At 44.6% G+C, this 21,580-nt stretch carries 22 protein-coding genes; 12 read left to right on the forward strand and 10 right to left on the reverse strand.

From position 1 onward, the window contains the following. Nucleotides 1-41 precede the first annotated feature (41 nt). Both OO016_RS01235 and OO016_RS01240 read right to left on the reverse strand, forming a co-directional pair. Nucleotides 42-1,142: a sensor histidine kinase gene (locus tag OO016_RS01235; RefSeq protein ID WP_266010205.1), complete on the reverse strand. Its 1,101-nt coding sequence runs from the start codon at nucleotides 1,140-1,142 to the stop codon at nucleotides 42-44. Then, a complete protein-coding gene (locus tag OO016_RS01240) occupies nucleotides 1,142-1,831 on the reverse strand; it encodes a response regulator transcription factor (RefSeq protein ID WP_266010206.1) in 690 nt (229 codons plus the stop codon). The genes OO016_RS01235 and OO016_RS01240 overlap by 1 nt, the downstream gene beginning before the upstream one ends. A 293-nt stretch (nucleotides 1,832-2,124) precedes the next feature. Here OO016_RS01240 and OO016_RS01245 point away from each other — a divergent pair, with 293 nt between their 5' ends. From OO016_RS01245 to OO016_RS01255, 3 genes are all read left to right on the forward strand, one after another. Next, nucleotides 2,125-2,433 carry a T9SS type A sorting domain-containing protein gene (locus tag OO016_RS01245; protein ID WP_266010207.1) on the forward strand — a complete coding sequence of 103 codons (309 nt, stop codon included), beginning with the start codon at nucleotides 2,125-2,127 and terminating at the stop codon, nucleotides 2,431-2,433. A gap of 173 nt (nucleotides 2,434-2,606) precedes the next feature. After that, complete coding sequence (locus OO016_RS01250; protein ID WP_266010208.1) at nucleotides 2,607-2,930, forward strand: T9SS type A sorting domain-containing protein; 324 nt, start codon at nucleotides 2,607-2,609, stop codon at nucleotides 2,928-2,930. Nucleotides 2,931-3,013: 83 nt separating this feature from the next. Continuing rightward, nucleotides 3,014-3,988, forward strand: coding sequence for a LuxE/PaaK family acyltransferase (locus tag OO016_RS01255; protein ID WP_266010209.1), 975 nt, complete (start codon nucleotides 3,014-3,016; stop codon nucleotides 3,986-3,988). Nucleotides 3,989-3,999: 11 nt separating this feature from the next. Here the strand turns inward: OO016_RS01255 and tyrS are convergent, their stop codons facing one another. After that, complete coding sequence (gene tyrS, locus OO016_RS01260; protein ID WP_266010210.1) at nucleotides 4,000-5,295, reverse strand: tyrosine--tRNA ligase; 1,296 nt, start codon at nucleotides 5,293-5,295, stop codon at nucleotides 4,000-4,002. Between the two features lie 98 nt (nucleotides 5,296-5,393). On the opposite strand from tyrS, the gene OO016_RS01265 reads away from it, so the two are divergent. Then, entirely contained in the window at nucleotides 5,394-6,407 is a 1,014-nt protein-coding gene (locus tag OO016_RS01265) for an NAD-dependent epimerase/dehydratase family protein (protein ID WP_266010211.1), read from the forward strand. Here OO016_RS01265 and OO016_RS01270 read toward each other — a convergent pair. From OO016_RS01270 to OO016_RS01280, 3 genes are read right to left on the reverse strand one after another with little or no spacing between them, the layout of a single operon-like run. Then, complete coding sequence (locus tag OO016_RS01270; RefSeq protein WP_266010212.1) at nucleotides 6,397-6,807, reverse strand: DUF4296 domain-containing protein; 411 nt, start codon at nucleotides 6,805-6,807, stop codon at nucleotides 6,397-6,399. The genes OO016_RS01265 and OO016_RS01270 overlap by 11 nt on opposite strands. Further along, complete coding sequence (locus tag OO016_RS01275) at nucleotides 6,808-8,142, reverse strand: dihydroorotase (protein ID WP_266010213.1); 1,335 nt, start codon at nucleotides 8,140-8,142, stop codon at nucleotides 6,808-6,810. Nucleotides 8,143-8,144: 2 nt separating this feature from the next. Further along, complete coding sequence (locus OO016_RS01280; RefSeq protein ID WP_266010214.1) at nucleotides 8,145-8,873, reverse strand: polyprenol monophosphomannose synthase; 729 nt, start codon at nucleotides 8,871-8,873, stop codon at nucleotides 8,145-8,147. Nucleotides 8,874-8,999: 126 nt separating this feature from the next. Between OO016_RS01280 and OO016_RS01285 the strand changes: the two genes are divergently transcribed. Genes OO016_RS01285 through OO016_RS01295 form a run of 3 tightly spaced genes read left to right on the forward strand, consistent with a single transcriptional unit; the run spans nucleotide 9,000 to nucleotide 12,072 of the window. Beyond that, the gene (locus OO016_RS01285) at nucleotides 9,000-10,664 is read left to right on the forward strand and encodes an ArnT family glycosyltransferase (RefSeq protein ID WP_266010215.1); all 1,665 of its coding nucleotides are present in this window, start codon (nucleotides 9,000-9,002) and stop codon (nucleotides 10,662-10,664) included. Next, the gene (locus tag OO016_RS01290; protein WP_266010216.1) at nucleotides 10,664-11,320 is read left to right on the forward strand and encodes a DUF4271 domain-containing protein; all 657 of its coding nucleotides are present in this window, start codon (nucleotides 10,664-10,666) and stop codon (nucleotides 11,318-11,320) included. The genes OO016_RS01285 and OO016_RS01290 overlap by 1 nt, the downstream gene beginning before the upstream one ends. Before the next feature lie 5 nt (nucleotides 11,321-11,325). Beyond that, a complete protein-coding gene (locus tag OO016_RS01295; protein WP_266010217.1) occupies nucleotides 11,326-12,072 on the forward strand; it encodes a uroporphyrinogen-III synthase in 747 nt (248 codons plus the stop codon). 59 nt (nucleotides 12,073-12,131) lie between these two features. Here OO016_RS01295 and OO016_RS01300 read toward each other — a convergent pair whose 3' ends face one another. Continuing rightward, nucleotides 12,132-12,530 carry a DUF423 domain-containing protein gene (locus OO016_RS01300; RefSeq protein ID WP_266010218.1) on the reverse strand — a complete coding sequence of 133 codons (399 nt, stop codon included), beginning with the start codon at nucleotides 12,528-12,530 and terminating at the stop codon, nucleotides 12,132-12,134. 84 nt (nucleotides 12,531-12,614) lie between these two features. Between OO016_RS01300 and OO016_RS01305 the strand changes: the two genes are divergently transcribed. Further along, nucleotides 12,615-13,985 carry a saccharopine dehydrogenase family protein gene (locus OO016_RS01305; protein ID WP_266010219.1) on the forward strand — a complete coding sequence of 457 codons (1,371 nt, stop codon included), beginning with the start codon at nucleotides 12,615-12,617 and terminating at the stop codon, nucleotides 13,983-13,985. A gap of 70 nt (nucleotides 13,986-14,055) precedes the next feature. After that, on the forward strand, nucleotides 14,056-14,505 hold the full coding sequence (locus OO016_RS01310; RefSeq protein ID WP_266010220.1) for an Lrp/AsnC family transcriptional regulator: 450 nt from the start codon (nucleotides 14,056-14,058) through the stop codon (nucleotides 14,503-14,505). Nucleotides 14,506-14,533: 28 nt separating this feature from the next. On the opposite strand, the gene OO016_RS01315 is transcribed toward OO016_RS01310, so the two are convergent. The 3 genes from OO016_RS01315 to leuS form a co-directional block, all read right to left on the reverse strand. Beyond that, nucleotides 14,534-15,229: a zinc metallopeptidase gene (locus OO016_RS01315; RefSeq protein WP_266010221.1), complete on the reverse strand. Its 696-nt coding sequence runs from the start codon at nucleotides 15,227-15,229 to the stop codon at nucleotides 14,534-14,536. Nucleotides 15,230-15,321: 92 nt separating this feature from the next. Beyond that, nucleotides 15,322-16,422, reverse strand: a complete 1,101-nt coding sequence (gene ald, locus OO016_RS01320; protein ID WP_266010222.1) for an alanine dehydrogenase — start codon at nucleotides 16,420-16,422, stop codon at nucleotides 15,322-15,324. A 256-nt stretch (nucleotides 16,423-16,678) separates the two neighbouring features. Further along, nucleotides 16,679-19,513 carry a leucine--tRNA ligase gene (gene leuS, locus OO016_RS01325; protein ID WP_266010223.1) on the reverse strand — a complete coding sequence of 945 codons (2,835 nt, stop codon included), beginning with the start codon at nucleotides 19,511-19,513 and terminating at the stop codon, nucleotides 16,679-16,681. 111 nt (nucleotides 19,514-19,624) lie between these two features. On the opposite strand from leuS, the gene OO016_RS01330 reads away from it, so the two are divergent. From OO016_RS01330 to OO016_RS01340, 3 genes are read left to right on the forward strand one after another with little or no spacing between them, the layout of a single operon-like run. Beyond that, complete coding sequence (locus OO016_RS01330) at nucleotides 19,625-20,503, forward strand: cell division protein FtsX (protein ID WP_266010224.1); 879 nt, start codon at nucleotides 19,625-19,627, stop codon at nucleotides 20,501-20,503. A gap of 9 nt (nucleotides 20,504-20,512) precedes the next feature. Further along, nucleotides 20,513-20,782 carry a DUF3098 domain-containing protein gene (locus OO016_RS01335; RefSeq protein ID WP_266010225.1) on the forward strand — a complete coding sequence of 90 codons (270 nt, stop codon included), beginning with the start codon at nucleotides 20,513-20,515 and terminating at the stop codon, nucleotides 20,780-20,782. Nucleotide 20,783: 1 nt separating this feature from the next. Beyond that, nucleotides 20,784-21,578 carry an undecaprenyl-diphosphate phosphatase gene (locus OO016_RS01340; protein ID WP_266010226.1) on the forward strand — a complete coding sequence of 265 codons (795 nt, stop codon included), beginning with the start codon at nucleotides 20,784-20,786 and terminating at the stop codon, nucleotides 21,576-21,578. Nucleotides 21,579-21,580: the final 2 nt, after the last annotated feature.

The raw sequence follows: 21,580 nt of genomic DNA on the forward strand, positions 1-21,580 counted from the left end.
GATTTTCTTAGACCGTTAAAACATTGAAAACAGGCATTAAGTTATGCCTGGTTGAGCAGTTCTGATTCTGAAGAAGACTGAGTTGGTTCATTTGTGGTCTTTTCCAGTGTGAATGAGAACTCTGAACCCACATCGGGAACGCTTTCCACATAGATCTTTTCACCATGTGCTTCTATGATATGTTTCACAATAGACAAACCAAGTCCTGACCCCCCTTCTTTGCGGCTACCACTTTTATCTACCCTGTAGAACCTTTCGAAAATCCGCGAAATATGCTCCTGAGGTATTCCTTCCCCATTATCGGTTATCCTGACAATGACCTTGTTCTTTATCAGGTTTTCAACGCTAATTTCAGTGGTCCCGTTGTACTGGCCGTATTTTATGGAGTTTACAAGGAGATTACTAACCACCTGCTGTATCTTTTCCCGATCTGCATGCACCATTATAGGCTCCTTGTAATCCATATCAAAGGTTAGTGCAATCTCTTTCTTGGCAGCTTTCATCTCGAGCAGGTCAAATACATTCTGAATCAGTTCAATGATGTCGAAATCTTCCAGTTTGAGGTTCAGATCGCCTATTTCCAGCTTGGTGATCATGTCCAGGTCCTTCACAATATATATCAATCGCTCTACCCCTTTAGCTGCTCGCTGTAAATACTTCTTTCGCACATTCTTGTCGTCCATAGCACCATCTAACAAGGTCAGGATATAGCCCTGCACGGTAAACAAAGGAGTCTTTAGTTCGTGCGAGATATTACCCAGGAAATCCTTGCGGTATTCTTCCCGGATCTTCAGGGTGTCAATCTCTATTTTTTTGTCTTCGGCAAACTTTTCTATCTCCCGGGTAAGAGTGGCCATATCCGTGATTACGGGATTGGATCTAAGCGGACTGGACTCCAGCAGGGAGACATCGTCATAAATGCGTTTTATACGACGATATATAAAGCGCTCAACTCGGATCTGAATGACAAGGAAGCAGGAAAGAAAAATAGCTAAGGCAACAATAGGGATGTAATACCAATTCTGCTCCAAATCGTCTACATACCACAGCCATGTGATGAAGAGCCCTACAACTAATATGGAAATATAGATGGCTGAACGGAGGGCAAATTTATACGATTTCTTGAGACGGGTTGCGGACATTACAACACAAACTTGTACCCCACTCCTTTAACCGTTTTGAAGTGCTGGTCCCCTATTTTTTCCCTCAGTTTGCGAATATGCACGTCGATGGTCCGACCTCCAACAACCACCTCCTGCCCCCAGACCTTATCCAGGATTACCTCCCTTTTAAATACTTTGTTGGGCTTTGATGCCAGCAGGGCAAGCAATTCGAATTCCTTCCTGGGGAGTATTATTTCCTGGCCTTTGTTCATAACCTTGTACTCTTCCCGGTTAATTACAATATGGCCTACTTTCATCACCTCATCCTGCTTCATGCCCTCGTCTTCCTTAAGCCTTCTCAACAAGGCCTTGATCTTGCTTAGCAGAACCTTAGGTTTGATGGGCTTGGTAATATAATCATCCGCCCCCGCATCAAAGCCTGCTACCTGGGAATAATCTTCTCCCCTGGCTGTGAGGAAAGTGATGATAGTGTTCTCAAGGCCCTTGGTACGCCTAATGATTTCACAAGCTTCAATACCGTCCATTTCGGGCATCATCACATCAAGAATAATGAGGTGAGGTTGTTTCTTTTTGGCTTTCTCAACACCTTCTGCCCCGTTTTTTGCAGTGTATACCTGATATCCCTGTGAGGAAAGATTGTATTTTAAAATTTCAAGAATATCTGGCTCGTCGTCAACCAAAAGTATTTTTGTGTCCTCCTTTTTCATGGTCCCAAGTTGGTTAATCCCATCAAAAGTAAAGATAATACTTCTAGGTATAATGAGGTTAACATTGATTTAAACGGCGGTAACGTTTTCCTAACATTGGCCGTGCTTATACGCCAATTTTGCCGGTTGGTGCACACTTATTTGCATACTGCTTCCTTATTTTCACCGATAAAATGCTCGCAATTATCGATAAAGTGCATTTCAACGAATTTTTGGTTAAAATTCAATTGCCCTTCTTGACGCGATTTTCAAAAAAGCTATCTTTGTGGTATACAATTTGTTATATAGCTTGCATGAAGCACTTTTACCTTGTATGCTTACTGGTCTTTTGTTCCCTGTCTTACGCACAGGAAAAACCGTCATCTGGAGATATAAAGGGCTTCAAAGTTTATCCCAACCCTGTAACTAACGGCAAGGTCTTCATTCAGACCGATCAGAATGCACCCAAAAAAATCCTCATCTTCGATGTTTTTGGGACCCAGGTTAAAGAAACTACTATACTGGGCAATGAACTTAATCTTTCGGACCTGGTAGCCGGGATCTATGTGCTCCGCGTTTTTGAAAAGGACAAGGTTGCGACACGTAAGCTTATCGTAAAATAAACCAGGATTTCAAGTAAAAATCAGTTTAACTCTCAATCGATAAAATGTTCGGTTTTATCGATGAATGGGAGGATGGTTTTTCTTTACCTACAAAATCTGCGCGTTCACAACAAATCCCTCGGAACTGTTTATTAAAAACATATTTTTAAGGTGTTGATCCCAAATCAATGTGCATGAAGTTAATCTACTTACTCCTTTTTATGGGTCTGGCTTTGCCTGTTTCTGCTCAGCAGGAAGTAGGTATCACTTCAGTTGCAGATACCGAAATAACCAACTTCAACCTCTATCCAAACCCGGCTTATAACAACGTGGTTTATATAACAACGAAAAACAATGCGGTTAAGGATATCTCCGTATTTGACGTATTCGGGAAAGTAGTACTAACCGACAGGATGCGAACAAACGCTCTGGATATCTCCAGGCTTGTCCCGGGAGTTTATGTAATTCAGGTTGTTGAGAACAAAAAAACCATGAGGCGCAAACTGGTGGTGAAATAACACCAGCCTTACCCCAAAGAAATAAGCACTGTCAAAAGCAGTGCTTTTATTTTGGCTATTTTTGCTGGAGGTATAAAAGGATAATGGATTCCCGGAAAATATTTACTTGCAGTCCTACCGAATTCGACTCTCTTGCTCTGGAAATTTTCCGTTATCAATATCGGGAAAACATTGTCTACAATGCATTTTGCAAACACCTTCAGTTAAGCCCTGACAAGGTGCGTAAGGTTGAAGAAATCCCCTTCCTGCCTATACAGTTTTTCAAATCCCATCAGATTTTAACCGGTAAAATTACTCCTGAGCTAACCTTTACAAGCAGCGGTACAACGGGTCAGCTTACTAGCAAACACCTTGTGGCAAAGGCTTCTGTATACAGAAACAGTTTCCTGAAATCCTTCCGGCTTTTCTATGGGGATCCAGAAGACTACTGCATCCTTGCCCTGTTGCCTTCCTATCTGGAAAGGGAAGGGTCCTCACTGGTATACATGGTTAATGACCTTATCAATAAATCTGGCCATCCGGAGAGCGGATTTTACCTCCACGAGCATAAGAAACTTGCCCAGAAGTTGGTCGAACTGGACTCCAGTGGAATCAGGGTATTACTAATTGGCGTTTCCTTTGCTTTGCTCGATCTTGTCCAGAAATACACCTTTTCCTTAAAAAATACAGTGGTTATGGAGACTGGTGGCATGAAGGGAAGGAAAAAAGAAATGATCAGGGAAGAACTTCATACCCTATTAAAACAGGGGTTTGGCACAGTCAATATCCATAGTGAATACGGAATGACCGAATTATTATCACAGGCCTATTCCAGGGGACATGGAAAATTTGAATGTCCTACCTGGATGCGGGTAATGATAAGGGATCCTGAAGATCCTTTGACACTTTTATCCCATGGTAAATCCGGGGGTGTGAATATAATAGACCTTGCCAACCTGTATTCCTGCAGCTTTATAGCCACCCAGGACCTTGGGAAACTGCATCCCGGAGGAAGCTTTGAAATTCTGGGAAGATTTGACCATTCTGATCTCCGGGGCTGTAACCTCATGGCCTTGTAGGCAGGTCTGTATTATTCCACAATCAGAACGTAATAATTTTTTTTGCCTCGTTGGAGCAAAATATACTTGTCGTTAATCAGGTCTTTTTCTTCAAGGGCGTAGTCTTCAGATACCTTTTCCTTGTTAACAGAAATGGATTGTTGTTTTAATTCCCTCCTGGCCTCACCATTGGATTTTAAGAACCCTGTTTTTGCAGCAAGGGCCCCAATCATATCCAGCCCGGAAACTACTTCCGCCCTGGCAATTCTTGCCTGGGGAACCCCGTCAAAAACCTCCAGAAAGGTATCCTCATCAAGATATTTAAGGTCTTCCGAGGTAGATTTGCCAAAAAGAATATCACTGGCCTTAACTGCTTTTTGAAGATCCTCTTCTGAATGCACGGCCACGGTAACCTCCTCAGCGAGTTTGCGCTGAAGTGCCCTGAGATGCGGGGCTTCCTTATGCTGCTGTATCAGGTTTTCAATTTCTTCCCTGTTCAAAAAGGTGAAGATCTTAATGTATTTCTCTGCATCCTCATCGGAGGTGTTCAGCCAGTACTGATAGAATTTGTAGGGAGAAGTGCGATGTGCATCAAGCCAGATATTCCCGCTTTCGGTCTTGCCAAACTTTGTGCCATCGGCCTTGGTAATCAAAGGACAGGTCAGGGCATATCCCTTCCCTCCGCCAATACGCCGGATAAGTTCTGTCCCCGTGGTGATATTCCCCCACTGATCGCTGCCACCCATTTGTAAGGTACAGCCCAGGTTCTCGAAGAGGTACAGAAAATCATAGCCCTGAACAAGCTGGTAGGTGAATTCCGTAAAGGACATACCCTCTTTCGCGTCTGCAGATAGCCTCTTTTTTACGGAATCCTTTGCCATCATGTAATTGACTGTAATATGCTTGCCCACATCCCGGATAAAATCCAGGAAGGAGAACCCCTTCATCCAATCGTAATTGTTGACCAGTAACGCCCCGTTATCCGTTTCGCTGTCAAAGTCCAGAAAGCGTGAAAGCTGCTGTTTGATGGCTTCCTGATTCATTCGCAGTGTGGTTTCATCGAGCAGGTTCCTTTCCTGGGATTTCCCGGACGGATCGCCTATCATCCCGGTTGCCCCGCCGATAAGGGCAATGGGTTTATGCCCGGCGAGTTGAAAATGCCTCAGCATCATAACTCCAACCAGATGGCCAATATGAAGGGAATCTGCTGTTGGGTCGATACCTACATAGGCCGATTGCATTCCGCTTAAGAGGTGTTCTTCCGTTCCCGGCATAACATCGTGCAGCATGCCGCGCCATTTCAACTCCTGAACAAAATTCTTCACCATGGTCTTTCTCTAAATGAATTCGTGCAAAGATAAAAGAATTCCCTATCCGGCTTCCTATGGCCTTAAAATATGTCGGGTCTAATAAGTACCTTTGATCCATGATTCTAGTAACGGGCGGAACGGGTTTGGTGGGGGCACACCTCTTGTTAAAACTGACTCAGGGCGGGGAGCCGGTCAGGGCTACTTTCAGGTCCGGCAGTAAATTGGAAAGAGTCCGAAAATTGTTCATTTCGGAACATCCCGAAGGGTCCCGTTTATTTGAGAAAATAGAATGGGCAGAGGCCGATATACTCAACCTGCCCCAGTTGGAAAAAGCATTTGAAGGGATCACCCATGTTTATCACTGTGCTGCTCTTATATCTTTTGACCCACGGGATTTCAGGAAATTGAAACGCGTAAATGTGAGAGGCACTGCCAATGTGGTTAACCTCTGCCTTGCCTTAAACATTAGCAAGCTGTGTTACGTAAGCTCCATTGCTGCTTTCTCACACAACGATGGCAAAACACCCATTACGGAAGAGAACGAATGGATTGGCGCCGCCAATGTCTATGGGTTATCGAAATACCTGGCCGAGATGGAAGTCTGGCGGGGGGCACAGGAAGGAGTCCCGGTAGTGATTGTCAATCCCGGTGTAATAATCGGACCTGGCTTTTGGTACCAGGGAAGTGGATCACTCTTCAGGGCAGCGGCAAAAGCCCCAAAATATTTCCCCCCAGGAGGCACGGGATTTATCACAGTAAAGGACACCATAGAAATCATGACCGGGCTAATGGATTCAGATATTCAGGGTGAGCGATACATACTGATCAGTAAAAACCTTTCTTTTGAAACCGTGATGCAACAAATGGCGGCAGGGTTGGAATTGAAAAAACCAGTGAAAAAATTGAGCAACCTGCAACTTGAAATACTATGGCGACTGGACTGGCTCAGATGTGTTATCAGACGAAAAAGGAGGAGGCTTAGCCGGGAGCAGGCAAAGTCACTGAAACACCCGGTAACTTACAGCAATGCAAAAATCAAAAATACCCTGGGTTATCAATTCGAGGATATGGAAAAGGCCATAAACCACTGTTGTATGCTATACAAGAGGGATGTAGGTATCACTCCATAATGTCTTTTCGAACCTTTTCAGGAACATCATAACCGGTGGTATCTATTTTTGCCTTCTGTACCCTCTCCTCATCCAGCCGAAGCCTTTCCGCCTCGAGACGTTCTTCAAGCAGGGTATAGATAACTTCATATTCCGAGGGAATTGCCGCGTAATACAAGTCGCTCTTAACGAATTGCGCACTGTCTATCCCATGCCTGGCGTAGACATAGCTCATGGGTTCAATCTGATTTTCCTCCATCACATTTGGGTCAATGGCCTTACCTGCATTGATCAGGGCCAGGTCGAAAAGTATGTCTACCATTTTCTCCCGGGCAATAAGATCCTCGGGTTTTTCAATAACCTTTTCGTTGCAGGCTCCGAACAGAATTAGGAACACAACTAAATACCGGAATTTTTTCATTTACCTGTCAAATGTTAATCTCATCCCCTTCCGCTGCTCGGAATAATTCCCGTTGTGATAGGCCAAATGGCCATTAACCCAGGTATGGGTAACTTTGGATTTAAACTGATGTCCTTCAAAAGGAGACCATCCGCACTTATAGGCGATGTTCTCTTTGCTTACTTTCCAGGAGCCCTTGAGGTCTACTGCTGCCAGATCTGCATAATAGCCTTCACGTATAAAGCCTCGTTTCTCAATATCGAAAAGTCTGGCCGGGTTGTGGCACATTTTTTCCACAATCTTCTCCAGACCAATAACTCCTTCATGGTACTTATCGAGCATAGCAGGGAGGGCATGTTGAACCAGTGGCCCTCCGGAAGGTGCCTTGGTATAGACCTGGCTTTTTTCTTCCAGGGTATGTGGCGCATGGTCTGTAGCAACAACATCTATACGATCATCCAGCAGGGCCTTCCAAAGTTCATCACGGTCGGTTGCTGTTTTTACGGCAGGGTTCCATTTAATGAGGGTTCCTTTATCCTTATAATCTTCATCACTGAACCAGAGGTGGTGAATACAGACTTCTGCGGTAATTTGTTTGTCCTCAAGGGGGATCTCATTGGTAAAAAGATCCATTTCCTTTCCGGTAGACAAGTGAAATACATGCAGCCGTGCACCTGTTTTTCTGGCCAGGGCGATGGCTTTTGAAGAACTCAGGTAACAAGCCTGCTCACTGCGAATGAGGGGATGGTACTGCACGGGGATATCGTCTCCATACTTGCTCCGATAACGCTCCATATTTTCCCGTATGGTGGTTTCATCCTCGCAGTGGGCAGATATGACCATTTCGGTATTGCTGAATATACTTTCCAGTACCTGCTCATCGTCTACCAGCATATTCCCGGTTGAGGACCCGAGAAATAGCTTCACTCCAGAACAACTTTTTTTGTCAAGGCGTTTTAATTCTTCCAGATTGTCGTTTGTCCCCCCGAACAAAAAGGAATAGTTCGCTGACGACCTACCGGCGGCAAGCGCAAATTTAGCTTCCAGTTTTTCCAGGGTGGTTGTCTGCGGATTGGTATTGGGCTGCTCCATATACGTAGTAATCCCGCCAGCTACTGCCGCCCTGCTTTCCGAAGCTATGTCCCCTTTGTGCGTGAGGCCAGGTTCCCTGAAATGCACCTGGTCATCAATAATACCGGGGAGCAGAAGATTTCCCTGCAAATCCACTACGGAATGATCGGCAGCCGGGATTTGCCCGCTTATTTTTTCAATTCTTCCGGATCTGACCAGAACATCCGCCTCAAACTTTTGGCCTTCATTAACAACAAGGGCGTTTTTGATCAATGTACTATCCATATCTAAAAACCACTTCTTTTAAAAATACTCCGAAATTTCATATTGATTACACCAAATACAGCCTCCCAGATAATAGAAGAACTCATTTTCGATTTGCCTTTTTCCCGGTCCGTAAAGATGATAGAAACCTCTTCGATCTTAAATCCCTTTTTATAGGCCCGAAACTTCATTTCGATCTGAAACGCGTATCCGATGAATTTGATCTTATCCAGTGGTATAGCTTCCAAAACCTGCCTTTTGTAGCAAATGAACCCAGCCGTGGGATCATGGACGCGCATACCGGTAATCAATTTCACATAGAAGGAAGCCCCATAGGACAGCAAAACACGATGCAATGGCCAGTTCACTACATTAACGCCTCGTTTGTACCGGGACCCTACCGCCACGTCTGCCCCATTGGCGCATGCCCGGTATAGCCTGGGAAGGTCCGATGGACGATGGGAAAAATCGGCATCCATTTCAAAGATGTACTGATAGTCCCTGTTCAGAGCCCACCTGAAACCATGGATATAGGCTACCCCCAGTCCGGATTTTTCTTCCCGCTGCTCCAGGTGAAGACGGTTGGGAAATTTTTGCTGCAGGGCGGTAACAGCTGCCGCTGTGCCATCAGGTGAATTGTCATCAACCACAAGTATGTCAAAGTCCTTGTTCAGGTCAAACACCGCCCTAATAATCGCCTCAATATTTTCAATCTCGTTATAGGTTGGTATAATCACTAAGCTATCAGACATAGGGCTTATTCAATTTTAGCAAAAGTACTACTTTATAGAATGTTCAGCTGTAAAACCGGCATTTTAGGTTTCCCTGAAATACATTTGCCCGCTTCTTTGTAATTTTGGCAGGAAGAATTGGAAAGCATGATATCAAAACTGCCCAGATTATTTCTTCTTTTGTTAGGTGCAGTCCTTCTGATCAACCTGGTTCAGGCGCATGTTACTCCCCTGATCTTTGACGAATCTTACTATTGGCATTACGCAAGCAATATGGCGTGGGGTTATTTTGACCATCCACCAATGGTAGCGGCACTGATCAAAGCCGGCAGTTTACTTTTTGAAGGTGAACTGGGCCTTAGGCTTTTTAGCTGCCTGATGGCCGTAGGAACACCAATCCTGTTATGGGACTGTATTAGTAATAAAGCAAAGAACCAATTTGTGCCGCATTTTTTTGTGCTGCTCTTTTCCATGACACTGTTCCACGCTTATGGGTTCCTTATGCTTCCTGATACACCTTTGCTTTTTTTTACTGCTCTGTTCCTCTGGTTTTACAAGAGATTTCTGACTAACCCGGGGATTGGCATTGCAATTGGACTGGGACTTACCATGGCAGCCCTGATGTACAGCAAATATCACGCAATACTGGTCATCCTCTTTGTCTTGCTGTCCAACATCCGCCTTGTGCTAAATCCAAGGGCATGGCTAGCCGTATTGATTGCACTTGCAGCATACACCCCTCATTTGGTATGGCTGTTTGAAAATGATTTTATCCCGGTTAACTACCACCTTTTTGAACGCCCAAACCGTGCCTATGAATTTAATGACTTTACCCTGGGGTATTTTCTGAACCTGGTGGTCCTGTTTGGCCTCACTTTTCCCTGGGTATACCTGGCGCTTTTCAGGAGCAGGCCTAAAGACCTCTTTTCACGAGCCCTGGTTTTTCTGACTTATGGTGTCTTGTTATTCTTCCTGGTTTCCAGTATTCAGAGGAGGATTCAGACCCAGTGGCTAATCGTGATTTGTGTCCCTATGGCACTACTTGTCTTTGAATACATGATCCATAATGCAAATTCCCGAAAATGGATTTACCGCGCTGGGATTGCCAATATCGCAATATTGTTTTTTTTGCGGATAGGCCTGGTATATCAGCCTCTATTCCCGATTGTTTACGAAACACATGGAAACAAAGAATGGGTGAAAGAAGTTCAGGAAAAGGCAGGAGGTGCTCCAGTGGTTTTCGAGAATTCCTATCGTCTGGCTTCCATGTTTGGTTTCTATTCTGGAGAACCGTCTTTTACTCTGAACAACATCATGTTCAGAAAAAACCAATACTCCATTGATAATTCGGAAGAGAAATTTCGGGGAAAAAAAGTGGCCTATATCAGTCGCTATGTCAATTCCGGCGATTTTAGTTTTGAAGATGCGAAGGGGACCCTTTTTTACGGCAGGTTCATCGAAGACTTTGAATCGTTCAGGAGGTTAGAGGCTATGGTGGACCCGGAAGGGGACTATGCGATTGGCAGCGAAACAGGGCTCATGATTTACAATCCTTATCCGGAAGACATTCCGCTAACCAAGATCAGGTTTGGCATCACCTACCTCAACTCCTACAAACAGGTAAAGGAAACTATTCCCATGGAAGTACGGGCAGACAAAGTTGGAGCAAATGTGCTAAAAGCCCGGGATACCACCCTTTTCTATTTCCAAAGGCCTGTTCCTAAAACATCAGATCCCTCTTACTTTAAAATAACACTTTCTGAAAATGGTTTGCACTGGGGGCTCAATGGCAATAACGTAAAGATCAGGTAATGGACCCAATTTACAGAAGCGTCACTTCCCTGGACTGGATTACCGCTATAATCCTGCTAAGCCTGCTTATTCTGGTTATTGCAAAGCGTTTATTTTCCATACGATTCACCAACTTTGTCATCCTTCCGTTCAACAGCAAATATGTCTTTTTATACAATAAAAAAGATCGGTTGAACCATGGTTTTCACCTCTTCCTGACGGTTTTCCAGTTGTTGAATTTATCCCTTTACCTTTTCTGGATAGTGAATATTTTTAACGGGCCTGATAGGGATTTATCCCCGCTTTCCTTTCTGATGATACTTGGGCTGGTGCTTATTTTCTTTCTTACCAAGATCATCCTGCAACTTGGGAATGCGGTGGTTTTCGACAATTTCAGAATCATCTCGGAATTTATCTTTAAAAAAGTTTCCTACCTGAATTACAGCGGTGGCGTAATGTTGATTGCCAATGTGATCTTTACCTATATAGATCCGGGAGCATTGACTGTATTTTATATAAGTTTTGTACTGATTCTATTAATAAATATCGTGGGCTGGGTCAATATAATCAAGAGCAGGCAAAAATTCATTCTTTCCTACTTTTTCTATTTTATTTTGTACCTTTGCGCACTTGAAATTAGCCCCCTGGTGATCATTGCTCACTATCTAAATGCCTAAGGTAAATGAAAGTAAAAACAATTTTAGTTTCCCAGCCAGAACCTAAAATGGAGAACTCTCCCTATTTGCGTCTCATTGAAAAAGAAAAGGTTAAAGTAGATTTCCGGCCTTTTATCCATGTTGAAGGCGTTGATGCAAAAAGTGTAAGGCAACAGAAAATAGATCTCAACGATTATACTGCCATTATCCTTACCAGCAGAAATTCTGTAGATCACTTCTTTCGCATTGCTGAGGAAATGCGTTTCAAAGTGCCGGATACTATGAAGTACTTCTGCCAGTCTGAAGCCGTTGCCTACTATCTCCAGAAATACGTGGTTTACCGGAAGCGCAAGATCTATGTGGGCAAGCGTACCTTCAATGAATTGATTCCTTTGATTAAGAAATACAAGGATGAAAAATTCCTTTTGCCTTCATCAGATGTGCTTAAAACGACTATACCAAATGCCCTGGATGATCTTGGGATTAACTGGACCCGTGGTATTTTTTACAAAACAGTGATCAGCGATCTTTCGGACTTGAGGAACGTGTATTACGATATACTGGTTTTCTTCAGCCCGTCCGGAATCGAGTCACTATTGAAGAACTTCCCGGATTTTGAACAAAACAATACCCGCATAGCCGTTTTTGGGAATTCCACAATGAAAACGGCCACAGATGCCGGACTCAGGATCGATATTAAGGCACCAACACCGGAAACACCTTCCATGACGATGGCCCTTCAGAAATACATAACCAACGTCAACAAAAAATAATTCATAACCCCGGTAAGCACCGGGGTTTTTTGTTCCTTACAGAAACTTAAGCTTCCAGGTTAGTCGTTGCCGGCTGACTTGAATCTGACTGCCCCTATCCCCAGAAGAACCCACGCCGAAATCATCAGCAGTCCGCCAATGGGGGTAACAAACCCGATAGCCCTGAAATCAAATCCAGTGAGGTCATTGGTAGCCAGAAAGTAAATGGAGAAAGAAAAAAACACTACCCCAAAGACCGTGAGGTAGAATGCTGTTTTCAGATATTTAGCCGATATCCCTTTTAGTTGTGATACTATCAACAGAAGCAGGGCATGGTACATCTGATATTTCACACCCGTTTCAAAAGTGTCCAACTGAGACCCGGCAAGCACGGCTTCCAGTCCATGGGCGCCAAAGGCTCCTAAAATAATAGCCATAACACCAAATAGAATTCCCACGAGAAATATTGTTTTGTTCATAACTTAAAGGGTAAGTTTTCTTATAAATATCACAATTTGATACCTTAGCTCAGGTAGTCAAAGATAATCACAGTTGATAATAGAATGAGAAAAATACTGGTCATCGGGGCGGGCAAATCAACTGCCTACCTGATGAATTACTTCCTTGAAAAATCGGACTCGGAACAACTGGAGCTCCATGTGGCAGATCTAAACCCTGAAAATGTTCCCTTCTTTGTAAGTTCGCACCCTTCATGCAAAGTGATCCCTCTGGATATCATGGACGATTCCCAGAGGATCTCCTGTATTAAGGAGGCAGATATTGTGGTATCCATGTTACCCGCCAGGTTCCACATCAAAGTAGCTGAAGATTGTCTCAACTTTGGCAAGCATCTGGTTACTGCTTCTTACATCAGCAAAGAAATCCGGGCCCTGGATAATGCCGTAAAGGAAAAAGGGCTTGTATTCATGAATGAAATAGGCCTGGATCCTGGAATAGATCATATGAGTGCTATGAAAATCATTGATAGCATTCGTGATAAGGGAGGTAAAATGCTGCTGTTTGAGTCCTTTACCGGCGGGCTGGTTGCACCTGAAAGCGATAATAACCTGTGGAACTACAAGTTCACCTGGAACCCCAGGAATGTTGTCATGGCTGGTCAGGGGGGAGCAGCTAAATTTATACAGGAAGGCACCTATAAATATATCCCATACCATAAGTTGTTCCGCAGGACAGAGTTTCTGGATATTCCCGGATATGGCAAATTTGAAGCCTATCCTAATAGGGATTCGCTCAATTACCGTGAAGATTATGGCCTGAAGGACGTGTTAACCCTGTACCGGGGTACCATGCGGCGTGTTGGTTTTTCAAAAGCCTGGAACATGTTTGTACAGCTGGGAATGACAGATGACCAGTATGTGATTGAAAATTCAGAAGGCATGTCTTATCGTGATTTTACGAACCTCTTCCTTCCCTATTCTCCCACAGATTCGGTGGAGTTGAAATTAAGACACTACCTGAAAATTGACCAGGACGACATTATGTGGGAAAAGCTGATTGAACTGGACCTTTTCAATCCCCATAAATTCTTTACCCTTAAAAATGCTACCCCAGCCCAGTTATTGCAGAAAATACTGGAAGAAAAATGGACCCTGAACGAAGACGAAAAGGATATGATTGTGATGTATCATAAGTTTGGTTATGAACTTAAGGGTCAGAAAAAACAAATAGATGCCAATATGGTGGTTATAGGGGAGGACCGCACCTATACGGCAATGGCAAAAACGGTAGGCCTGCCTGTTGCTATAGCTACCCTGGCTATCCTTAATGGAAGGATCAAAACACCGGGCGTGCAGATCCCCATAAGGAAAGAAGTATATGAACCCATACTCAAAGAGCTCGCTTCCCATGATGTTGTTTTCCAGGAATATCAAGTTCCCTATCTGGGATATAATCCTGACTCAGTAGCGAGTTAACATTTGTTATAAAAATAGTACCTTTCGCTTATCATTTAATTTAATAAACTAGTAATAGCCTAACATATTAATGAAATTAGATGGAATAGATAAACGGATCCTCAGGCATCTCATGGAGGACGCCCGTACCCCTATCCTTGAAATTGCGAGAGATATAGGCATTTCCGGTGCAGCTATACATCAGCGCCTCAGAAAGCTTGAAAAATCAGGCCTTATTTCTGGCTCAAAATTTGTGATCAACCCCAGGGTACTGGGCTACCGGACCATGGCGTATATTGGGATCTACCTGGATAAAGCCATGAGCAATCCCAAAGCAGTCAAGGAACTGGAAAAGATTCCCGAAGTTCTGGAGTGCCATTACACTACAGGGGACTGGTCTATCCTGATCAAGGTCCTATGCCGCGACAATGAACATTTAATGTTGCTTCTGAATAAGAAAATCCAGCAGATAGAAGGGGTTTCCCGCACGGAAACCTTTATTTCCCTTGCCCAGCAAATTGACCGTCAGATCAGCATTTAGGGAACCTAAATACTATAAGCCAGGTTGGCTAGTCACGTCCTCCAAAGACCTGCAACCCCCAGTAAACCAGGGTAGCCAGGGATCCGATAGCGGCTACAAGATAAGTTCGGGCTGCCCATTTCAATGCATCCTGAGAACCTTTGTACTCCTCCTGAGTAACCATGTTTTTGCTGCGCAACCAGGCAAGCGCCCGGTTACTTGCATCATACTCCACCGGAAGGGTTATGAAGCTGAAGATAGTTGCCAGCCCCATCATTATAAGCCCTGCAACTGCAATGTAAAAGCCAAGCCCAAGTCCTGCACCGGCACCTAACATAAGTCCACCGAATACGACCCACATAGACAGGCTGGAAGTTACACTTACCACAGGCACCAGTTTGGAACGCATGGTTAACCACTCATATGCCGTGGCGTGCTGAACCGCGTGCCCGCATTCATGGGCTGCTACGGCCGCAGCGGCGGCGTTTCGCTGACTGTATACTCCCTCACTTAGGTTTACTGTCTTATCCCTGGGATTATAGTGGTCCGAGAGCATTCCCGGAGTTGAGACCACCTTTACGTCGTATATGCCGTGATCCGAAAGCATCTTCTCTGCAATTTCGGCCCCGCTCATTCCATTGCGAAGATGCACTTTGGAATAGTAGTTAAACTTACTTTTTAGCCTGCTGCTAACCAACCAGCTGATCAGTGCAATGGCTCCAATTAAGATATAATAGGACATCATAATTTCTCTGCGTTTATTATAAAAATACAATTTCTAAAAGCAAAAATCCCGCCAAAAAATGGCGGGACTTTAAAAACTGACAGATTGTACTACTAAGCCATCTCAAGTTTTTCAGGAAATACTGATTTCAGTCCATCGTATACGATTTCCCCGTTTACTATATTAAGGCCCTTTTGCAGGGTCATATCATCTGAACAGGCCTCCTCCCACCCTTTTTCAGCAAGCGACAGTACATAAGGCAGGGTTACATTGGTGAGTGCCAGGGTAGAAGTGTAGGGAACTGCGCCCGGCATATTGGCCACACAATAATGGACTACATCGTCGATGATAAAGATGGGATCCTCATGGGTTGTGGGTTTGCTGGTTTCCACACAGCCCCCCTGGTCTACAGCCACATCTACAATAACCGCACCCGGGTGCATGGTTTTCAGCATATCTCTTGTAATAAGTTTAGGCGCTTTAGCTCCTTTGATGAGAACACCCCCAACAATCAGGTCGTGGGTACGAACATGTTTACGGATGTTGTATTCACTGGAATATTGGGTCATTACATGTGGAGGCATAATATCATTAACATAGCGCAAACGCTTCATATCCACATCCAGTATAGTAACATGAGCCCCCAGGCCAGCCGCCATTTTGGCAGCCTGGATCCCCACTGTTCCGGCACCCAGCACAAGTACGCGTCCCGGAGGAACACCGGGAACACCACCAAGCAAAACACCTTTCCCCTTTACCGGTTTCTCCAAATATTTGGCCCCCTGTTGTATGGCCATCCTGCCCGCAACCTCAGACATAGGGGTCAGCAGGGGAAGCGTGCCATCAGTATCCTCCACAGTCTCATAGGCAATACAGATAGCCTTGCTGTCTATCATTGCCCTGGTAAGCTTTTCGCTGGAGGCAAAATGAAAGTAGGTAAAGACTACCTGCCCTTCCCTTATCAGAGGGTATTCAGGAGGAGTAGGTTCCTTAACCTTGACAATCATCTCGCTCCTGGCGTATACCTCTTCAATCGTATCCAGGATTTCCGCCCCGTATTTTTCGTAAACATCGTTCGTAAATCCGCTACCTATGCCGGCACCAGATTGTACATAAACCGTGTGGCCCTTATGGGTTAGTTCCAGCACTCCGGCAGGGGTCATCCCAACCCTGCTTTCGTTGTTTTTGGTCTCTTTAGGAATCCCTACAATCATTTTGTTCAGTTTTTAGTTTAGAAGTTAAAATTGTTTAGTTTGAAACAAAAAAACGAAATTAATCGATAAAATGCAGGGGTAACAGTTTAAAAACTACTATTTTTTTGTTCACACCCCCTTATAATTAGGGGGTGTGTATGTATAAAATATACTTTAAATAAGCCATACCACTAAAAAGGAAAGGTGCAGGATTATACTACCCCTGGCAAGGATTTATAGAATTAAAATTATTTAAGCAGCGTTTCTTCAGTACAGGCTAGCCAACGATATTGACAATTTTGCCCGGAACAACAATAACCCTTTTAGGAGTCCTTCCCTGCAATTGAGCCTGGGTTTTCTCATGCTCCATAACCACTTTCTCAATTTCTTCTTTGCTCATATCCAGGGGAAGTTCAAGGGTAAAGCGCAACTTTCCATTGAAGGAAATAGGATAATCCTTGGTATCTTCTACCAGATACTTCGCATCAAAAACAGGAAATGGTGCGGTTGCAATTGAGGTGGTATGGCCCAGTTTATGCCACAGTTCTTCAGCAATATGGGGCGCATAGGGGGAAATAAGAACAGACAGGCCAGACAGGATTTCCCTGTTGCTACACTTTTGTGAAGAAAGTTCGTTAACGCAGATCATGAAGGTTGAAACCGAGGTGTTGAAGGAGAAATTCTCGATATCTTCCTCAACTTTCTTAATGGTTTTATGCAAACTTTTCAAGGCGGTCTTATCCGGTTCTCCTTCCTCCACATAGAAACTCCCGTCGGCCCCGGAATGGTAGAGCTTCCATAATTTCTTCAGGAACCCATATACTCCTGTGATCCCGGCTGTATTCCAGGGCTTGGCCTGCTCCAGAGGCCCGAGGAACATTTCATAAAGTCTCAGCGCATCGGCCCCGTAATCTGTACATATCTCATCAGGGTTGACCACATTGTATTTGGATTTGGACATTTTTTCAACTTCCCGGCCCACAAGGTATTTGCCATCTTCCAGAATAAACTCACTGTCACTGAACTCAGGGCGCCATTGCTTAAATGCTTCAATATCCAGCTCATCCGAAGCATTGATCAGGGATACATCCGCATGAATAGGAGCAACTTTAGCATCTCCCACCAAACCTTTGGAGATCAACCTATTGGTGCCTTCTTCCCGGTAAACAAAAGCACTTGTTCCCAGGATCATCCCCTGATTGATCAATTTACATGCATATTCATCCACTGGGGCAATCCCCAGATCGAACATAAACTTTTGCCAGAACCTGGAATACAGAAGGTGGCCTGTGGCATGTTCTACCCCTCCGATGTACAGGTCCACTTCCCTCCAGTAATTTATCGCATCCTGGGAATAAATCTCATCATCATTCCATGGATCCATATATCGGTTGAAATACTGCGAACTCCCGGCCCATCCGGGCATTGTATTCAATTCCAGCGGAAATACGGTTTGGTTATCTATAAGGTCATTGGAAACTACCTGAGCTTTCGTCACATCCCAGGCCCAGACGCTCGCATTGCCCAAAGGCGGATCTCCGGTTTCGGTTGGCAGGTATTTCTCCACCTCCGGCAGGGTAAGCGGCAGATGTTCTTCCCCTATCAACTGGGGTAATCCTTCCCTGTAATAGACCGGGAAGGGTTCTCCCCAGTAGCGTTGCCGGCTGAATACCGCGTCCCTCAATCGATAATTGATCTTACCTTTACCCATTCCCAATTTTTCCAATTCTTCTATAACCTTCCTGGTGGCCTGTTTATAATTCAAACCATCCAGGAAATTAGAATTGGCAATTACAGTATTGGCCTTGTCCGCATAAGCTTCTTCGGAAATATCCACTCCCTCAAAGATATTGGGTATGGGAATGTCAAAATATTTGGCAAAATCGTAGTCGCGCTGGTCGCCACAGGGAACAGACATTACAGCCCCCGTTCCATAACCGGCAAGCACATAATCTCCAATCCATATCGGAATCTTTGCTCCGGTAAAAGGGTGTCTGGCATAGGCTCCGGTAAAAGCACCGCTAATCCGCTTCACATCGGACAAACGGTCTCGTTCTGAACGTTTGGCAGTTGCCTCAACATAGGATTCTACCTCATCACGTTGCGCCTCTGTAGTAATCTTCTGAACCAGCTCATGTTCCGGTGCCAATGTCATAAAGCTAACCCCAAATATGGTGTCGGGTCTTGTGGTGAACACCTCAATGGGATACACTTTTCTGTCCCTTTCGGCCGGAAAAGTTTCAAAGGTAACCGAGGCCCCTTCAGACCTGCCTATCCAGTTGGTCTGTGCATCTTTAAGCGACTGAGGCCAGTCTACGGTGGCGAGTCCATCCAGCAACCTTTGGGCATAAGCCGTGATGCGCATGCTCCACTGAGTCATTTTCTTGCGTATCACAGGATGCCCTCCCCGTTCAGACACACCGTTGACCACTTCGTCATTGGCCAGTACAGTACCCAAAGCCGGGCACCAGTTTACCTCTGTATCTGCAAGGTAGGTGAGCCTGTACTTAAGCAGGATTTGCTGCCTGTGCTCCTCAGAGAAAGAATTCCATTCCCGGGCCGAAAATTCAGGGGTATCCTCATCGCATGCCGCGTTGAGATTTGTATTACCCTCCTTTTCGAATCGAGAGACCAGTTGTTCTATGGGCTCTGCCTTATCGGATTTGTAGTTGTACCAGGACTTAAACAGTTGCATAAAGACCCACTGCGTCCATTTGTAATATTTCGGATCCGAAGTGCGCACTTCCCGGTCCCAGTCATAGGAGAACCCTATTTTATCCATCTGCTCCCGATAGCGCTTAATATTTTTCTCAGTGGTTATTGCGGGATGCTGTCCGGTTTGAATGGCGTATTGTTCAGCAGGAAGCCCAAAAGAATCGTAGCCCATAGGGTGCAGCACATTAAACCCCTTGTGCCTTTTATAGCGGGCGTAGATATCACTTGCGATATATCCTAGAGGGTGGCCAACATGCAAGCCGGCCCCGGATGGATACGGGAACATGTCCAGCACATAGTACTTTTTCTGCCCCGGATCATTAGTGGCTTTAAAAGTTTTATTTTCTGCCCAATATTTCTGCCAGCGGGCCTCTATTTCCCTGAAGTTATACTTCATATCACATGGTTTTGTGGAATCCTAACCCGGGGCAAACCCCGGAATTTCAGTCAACCGCAAAAATAAGTTTATTCGATTTACTTTCCTATTTTTACAGCATTATAAGGCATCATGAGCAAATCTTTTGACCGGTTTCAAAGACGTAAATTAATTACCTCATATTTTTCGGTAACCCTTAGTATATCACTGGTTCTTTTTTTGCTGGGGATCCTGGGGCTGCTTGTACTCAATACCCAGAAACTGGCCGACCACTTCAAGGAGCAGATCACGGTTACCGTCTTCCTGAAAGATGCAGCTAAGCAGGTAGAAATAGATCAGCTCGAAAAGCGGCTAGCCATGGCAGAGTATACAAAGTCTACCCGGTTTGTCTCAAAAGAAGAGGCTGCCGAATTACACAGCACTGAAATCGGGGAGAATTTTATTGATTTCCTTGGGTATAACCCGTTGAGAAATTCGATTGACCTGCAACTCAATGCCACCTTCGTAGATTCCGAGCAGATTGCCACTATAGCAGAAGAACTCAGCACCCTGAGCTATGTAGAAGAAGTGAGTTATGACCAACCGCTGATTGCCTTGCTGACTGAAAATGTTAAGCGGGTGAGTTTATGGATCCTTGTGGCCAGTGCTGCTTTTACGTTGATTGCCGTTCTTTTGATCAACAGCTCCATACGGCTTTCCATCTATTCCAAAAGGTTTATCATTAAAACCATGCAAATGGTAGGTGCCACCAAAAGATTTATCCGCAGGCCTTTCATATGGACCAACATTAAACTGGGTATGTTCGGGGCGATTATTGCTGTTGGAGGACTGGCCATTGTGCTGTATTATTTTGATCAGTACTTCCCAGAACTCAACCTTACACAGGATATCCTTATGCTGGGCATCCTATTTGCCTCTGTATTTGCCCTGGGCATAGTTATTTCCCTGATCAGCACATTTTTTGCCACCCAGCGTTTCCTGAACCTGCGAACTGATGATTTATATTATTAATTTTGGCCAATGAAAAAACAAAAAAATCAACAGGAGGCTAAACCAAAGGCAGAATTCATTTTTCAAAGAAAGAATTACCTGTTCATGTTCATAGGGTTGATCTTCATTTCCCTTGGTTTCATTCTGATGAGTGGCGGTGGCAGCGACGATCCCAATTTTTTTAGCCCGGACATATACAACTTCAGGCGCATCAGGCTTGCTCCTACTCTGGTTTTGATCGGGCTCGGAATAGAGATATATGCCATATTGTTGAATCCTCACAAGAAGAAGTCTAAATAACTTGGATGTCTTAGATGCCATACTGCTGGGAATTGTACAGGGCCTTACCGAATTCCTTCCCGTATCTTCCAGCGGACACCTGGAACTGGGAAAAGCCATTCTCGGAGACCAGTCCATCCCACAGGAAAGCCTTTTGTTTACCGTAGTATTGCATTTTGCAACGGCATTGAGCACAGTTGTTATCTTTCGGAAAGATGTCTGGGACATTTTCAGAGGATTATTCCAGTTTAAATGGAACGAAGAAACCCGATTTTCACTGAAAATTATAATTTCCATGATCCCGGCAGCCTTACTGGGGATCCTTTTCGAGGATCAGATGGAACAGTTCTTTAGCGGCAATGTTCCCCTGGTTGGTTATATGCTGATCGTTACCGCACTATTACTTTACCTTGCGGACAAGGCGAAAGACACCAATAAATCTGTCTCCAATTTAAATGCCCTGGTAATTGGCATCTCACAGGCTATTGCCGTTTTACCCGGAATTTCACGTAGCGGAGCTACCATTTCCACCTCTGTCTTACTCGGTGTGGACAAGAGTAAAGCAGCACGATTTTCCTTTCTAATGGTTGTTCCCCTGATCATCGGCAAAATGGTAAAGGACATATGGAGCGGGGATATTTCAATGGAAGACGACAATCTAATTATTCTTGGCTCTGGATTCCTCGCAGCTTTTTTCGCGGGACTTTTTGCATGTGCCTGGATGATCCAACTGGTAAAGAAAAGTAAACTCACCTATTTTGCCCTGTATTGCCTACTGGTGGGCCTGATCGCAATAGGTTATGGTTTCATCTCCTAGAG

The sequence above is a fragment of the Lentiprolixibacter aurantiacus genome (assembly GCF_026241225.1).
Classification (GTDB): domain Bacteria; phylum Bacteroidota; class Bacteroidia; order Flavobacteriales; family Flavobacteriaceae; genus Lentiprolixibacter; species Lentiprolixibacter aurantiacus.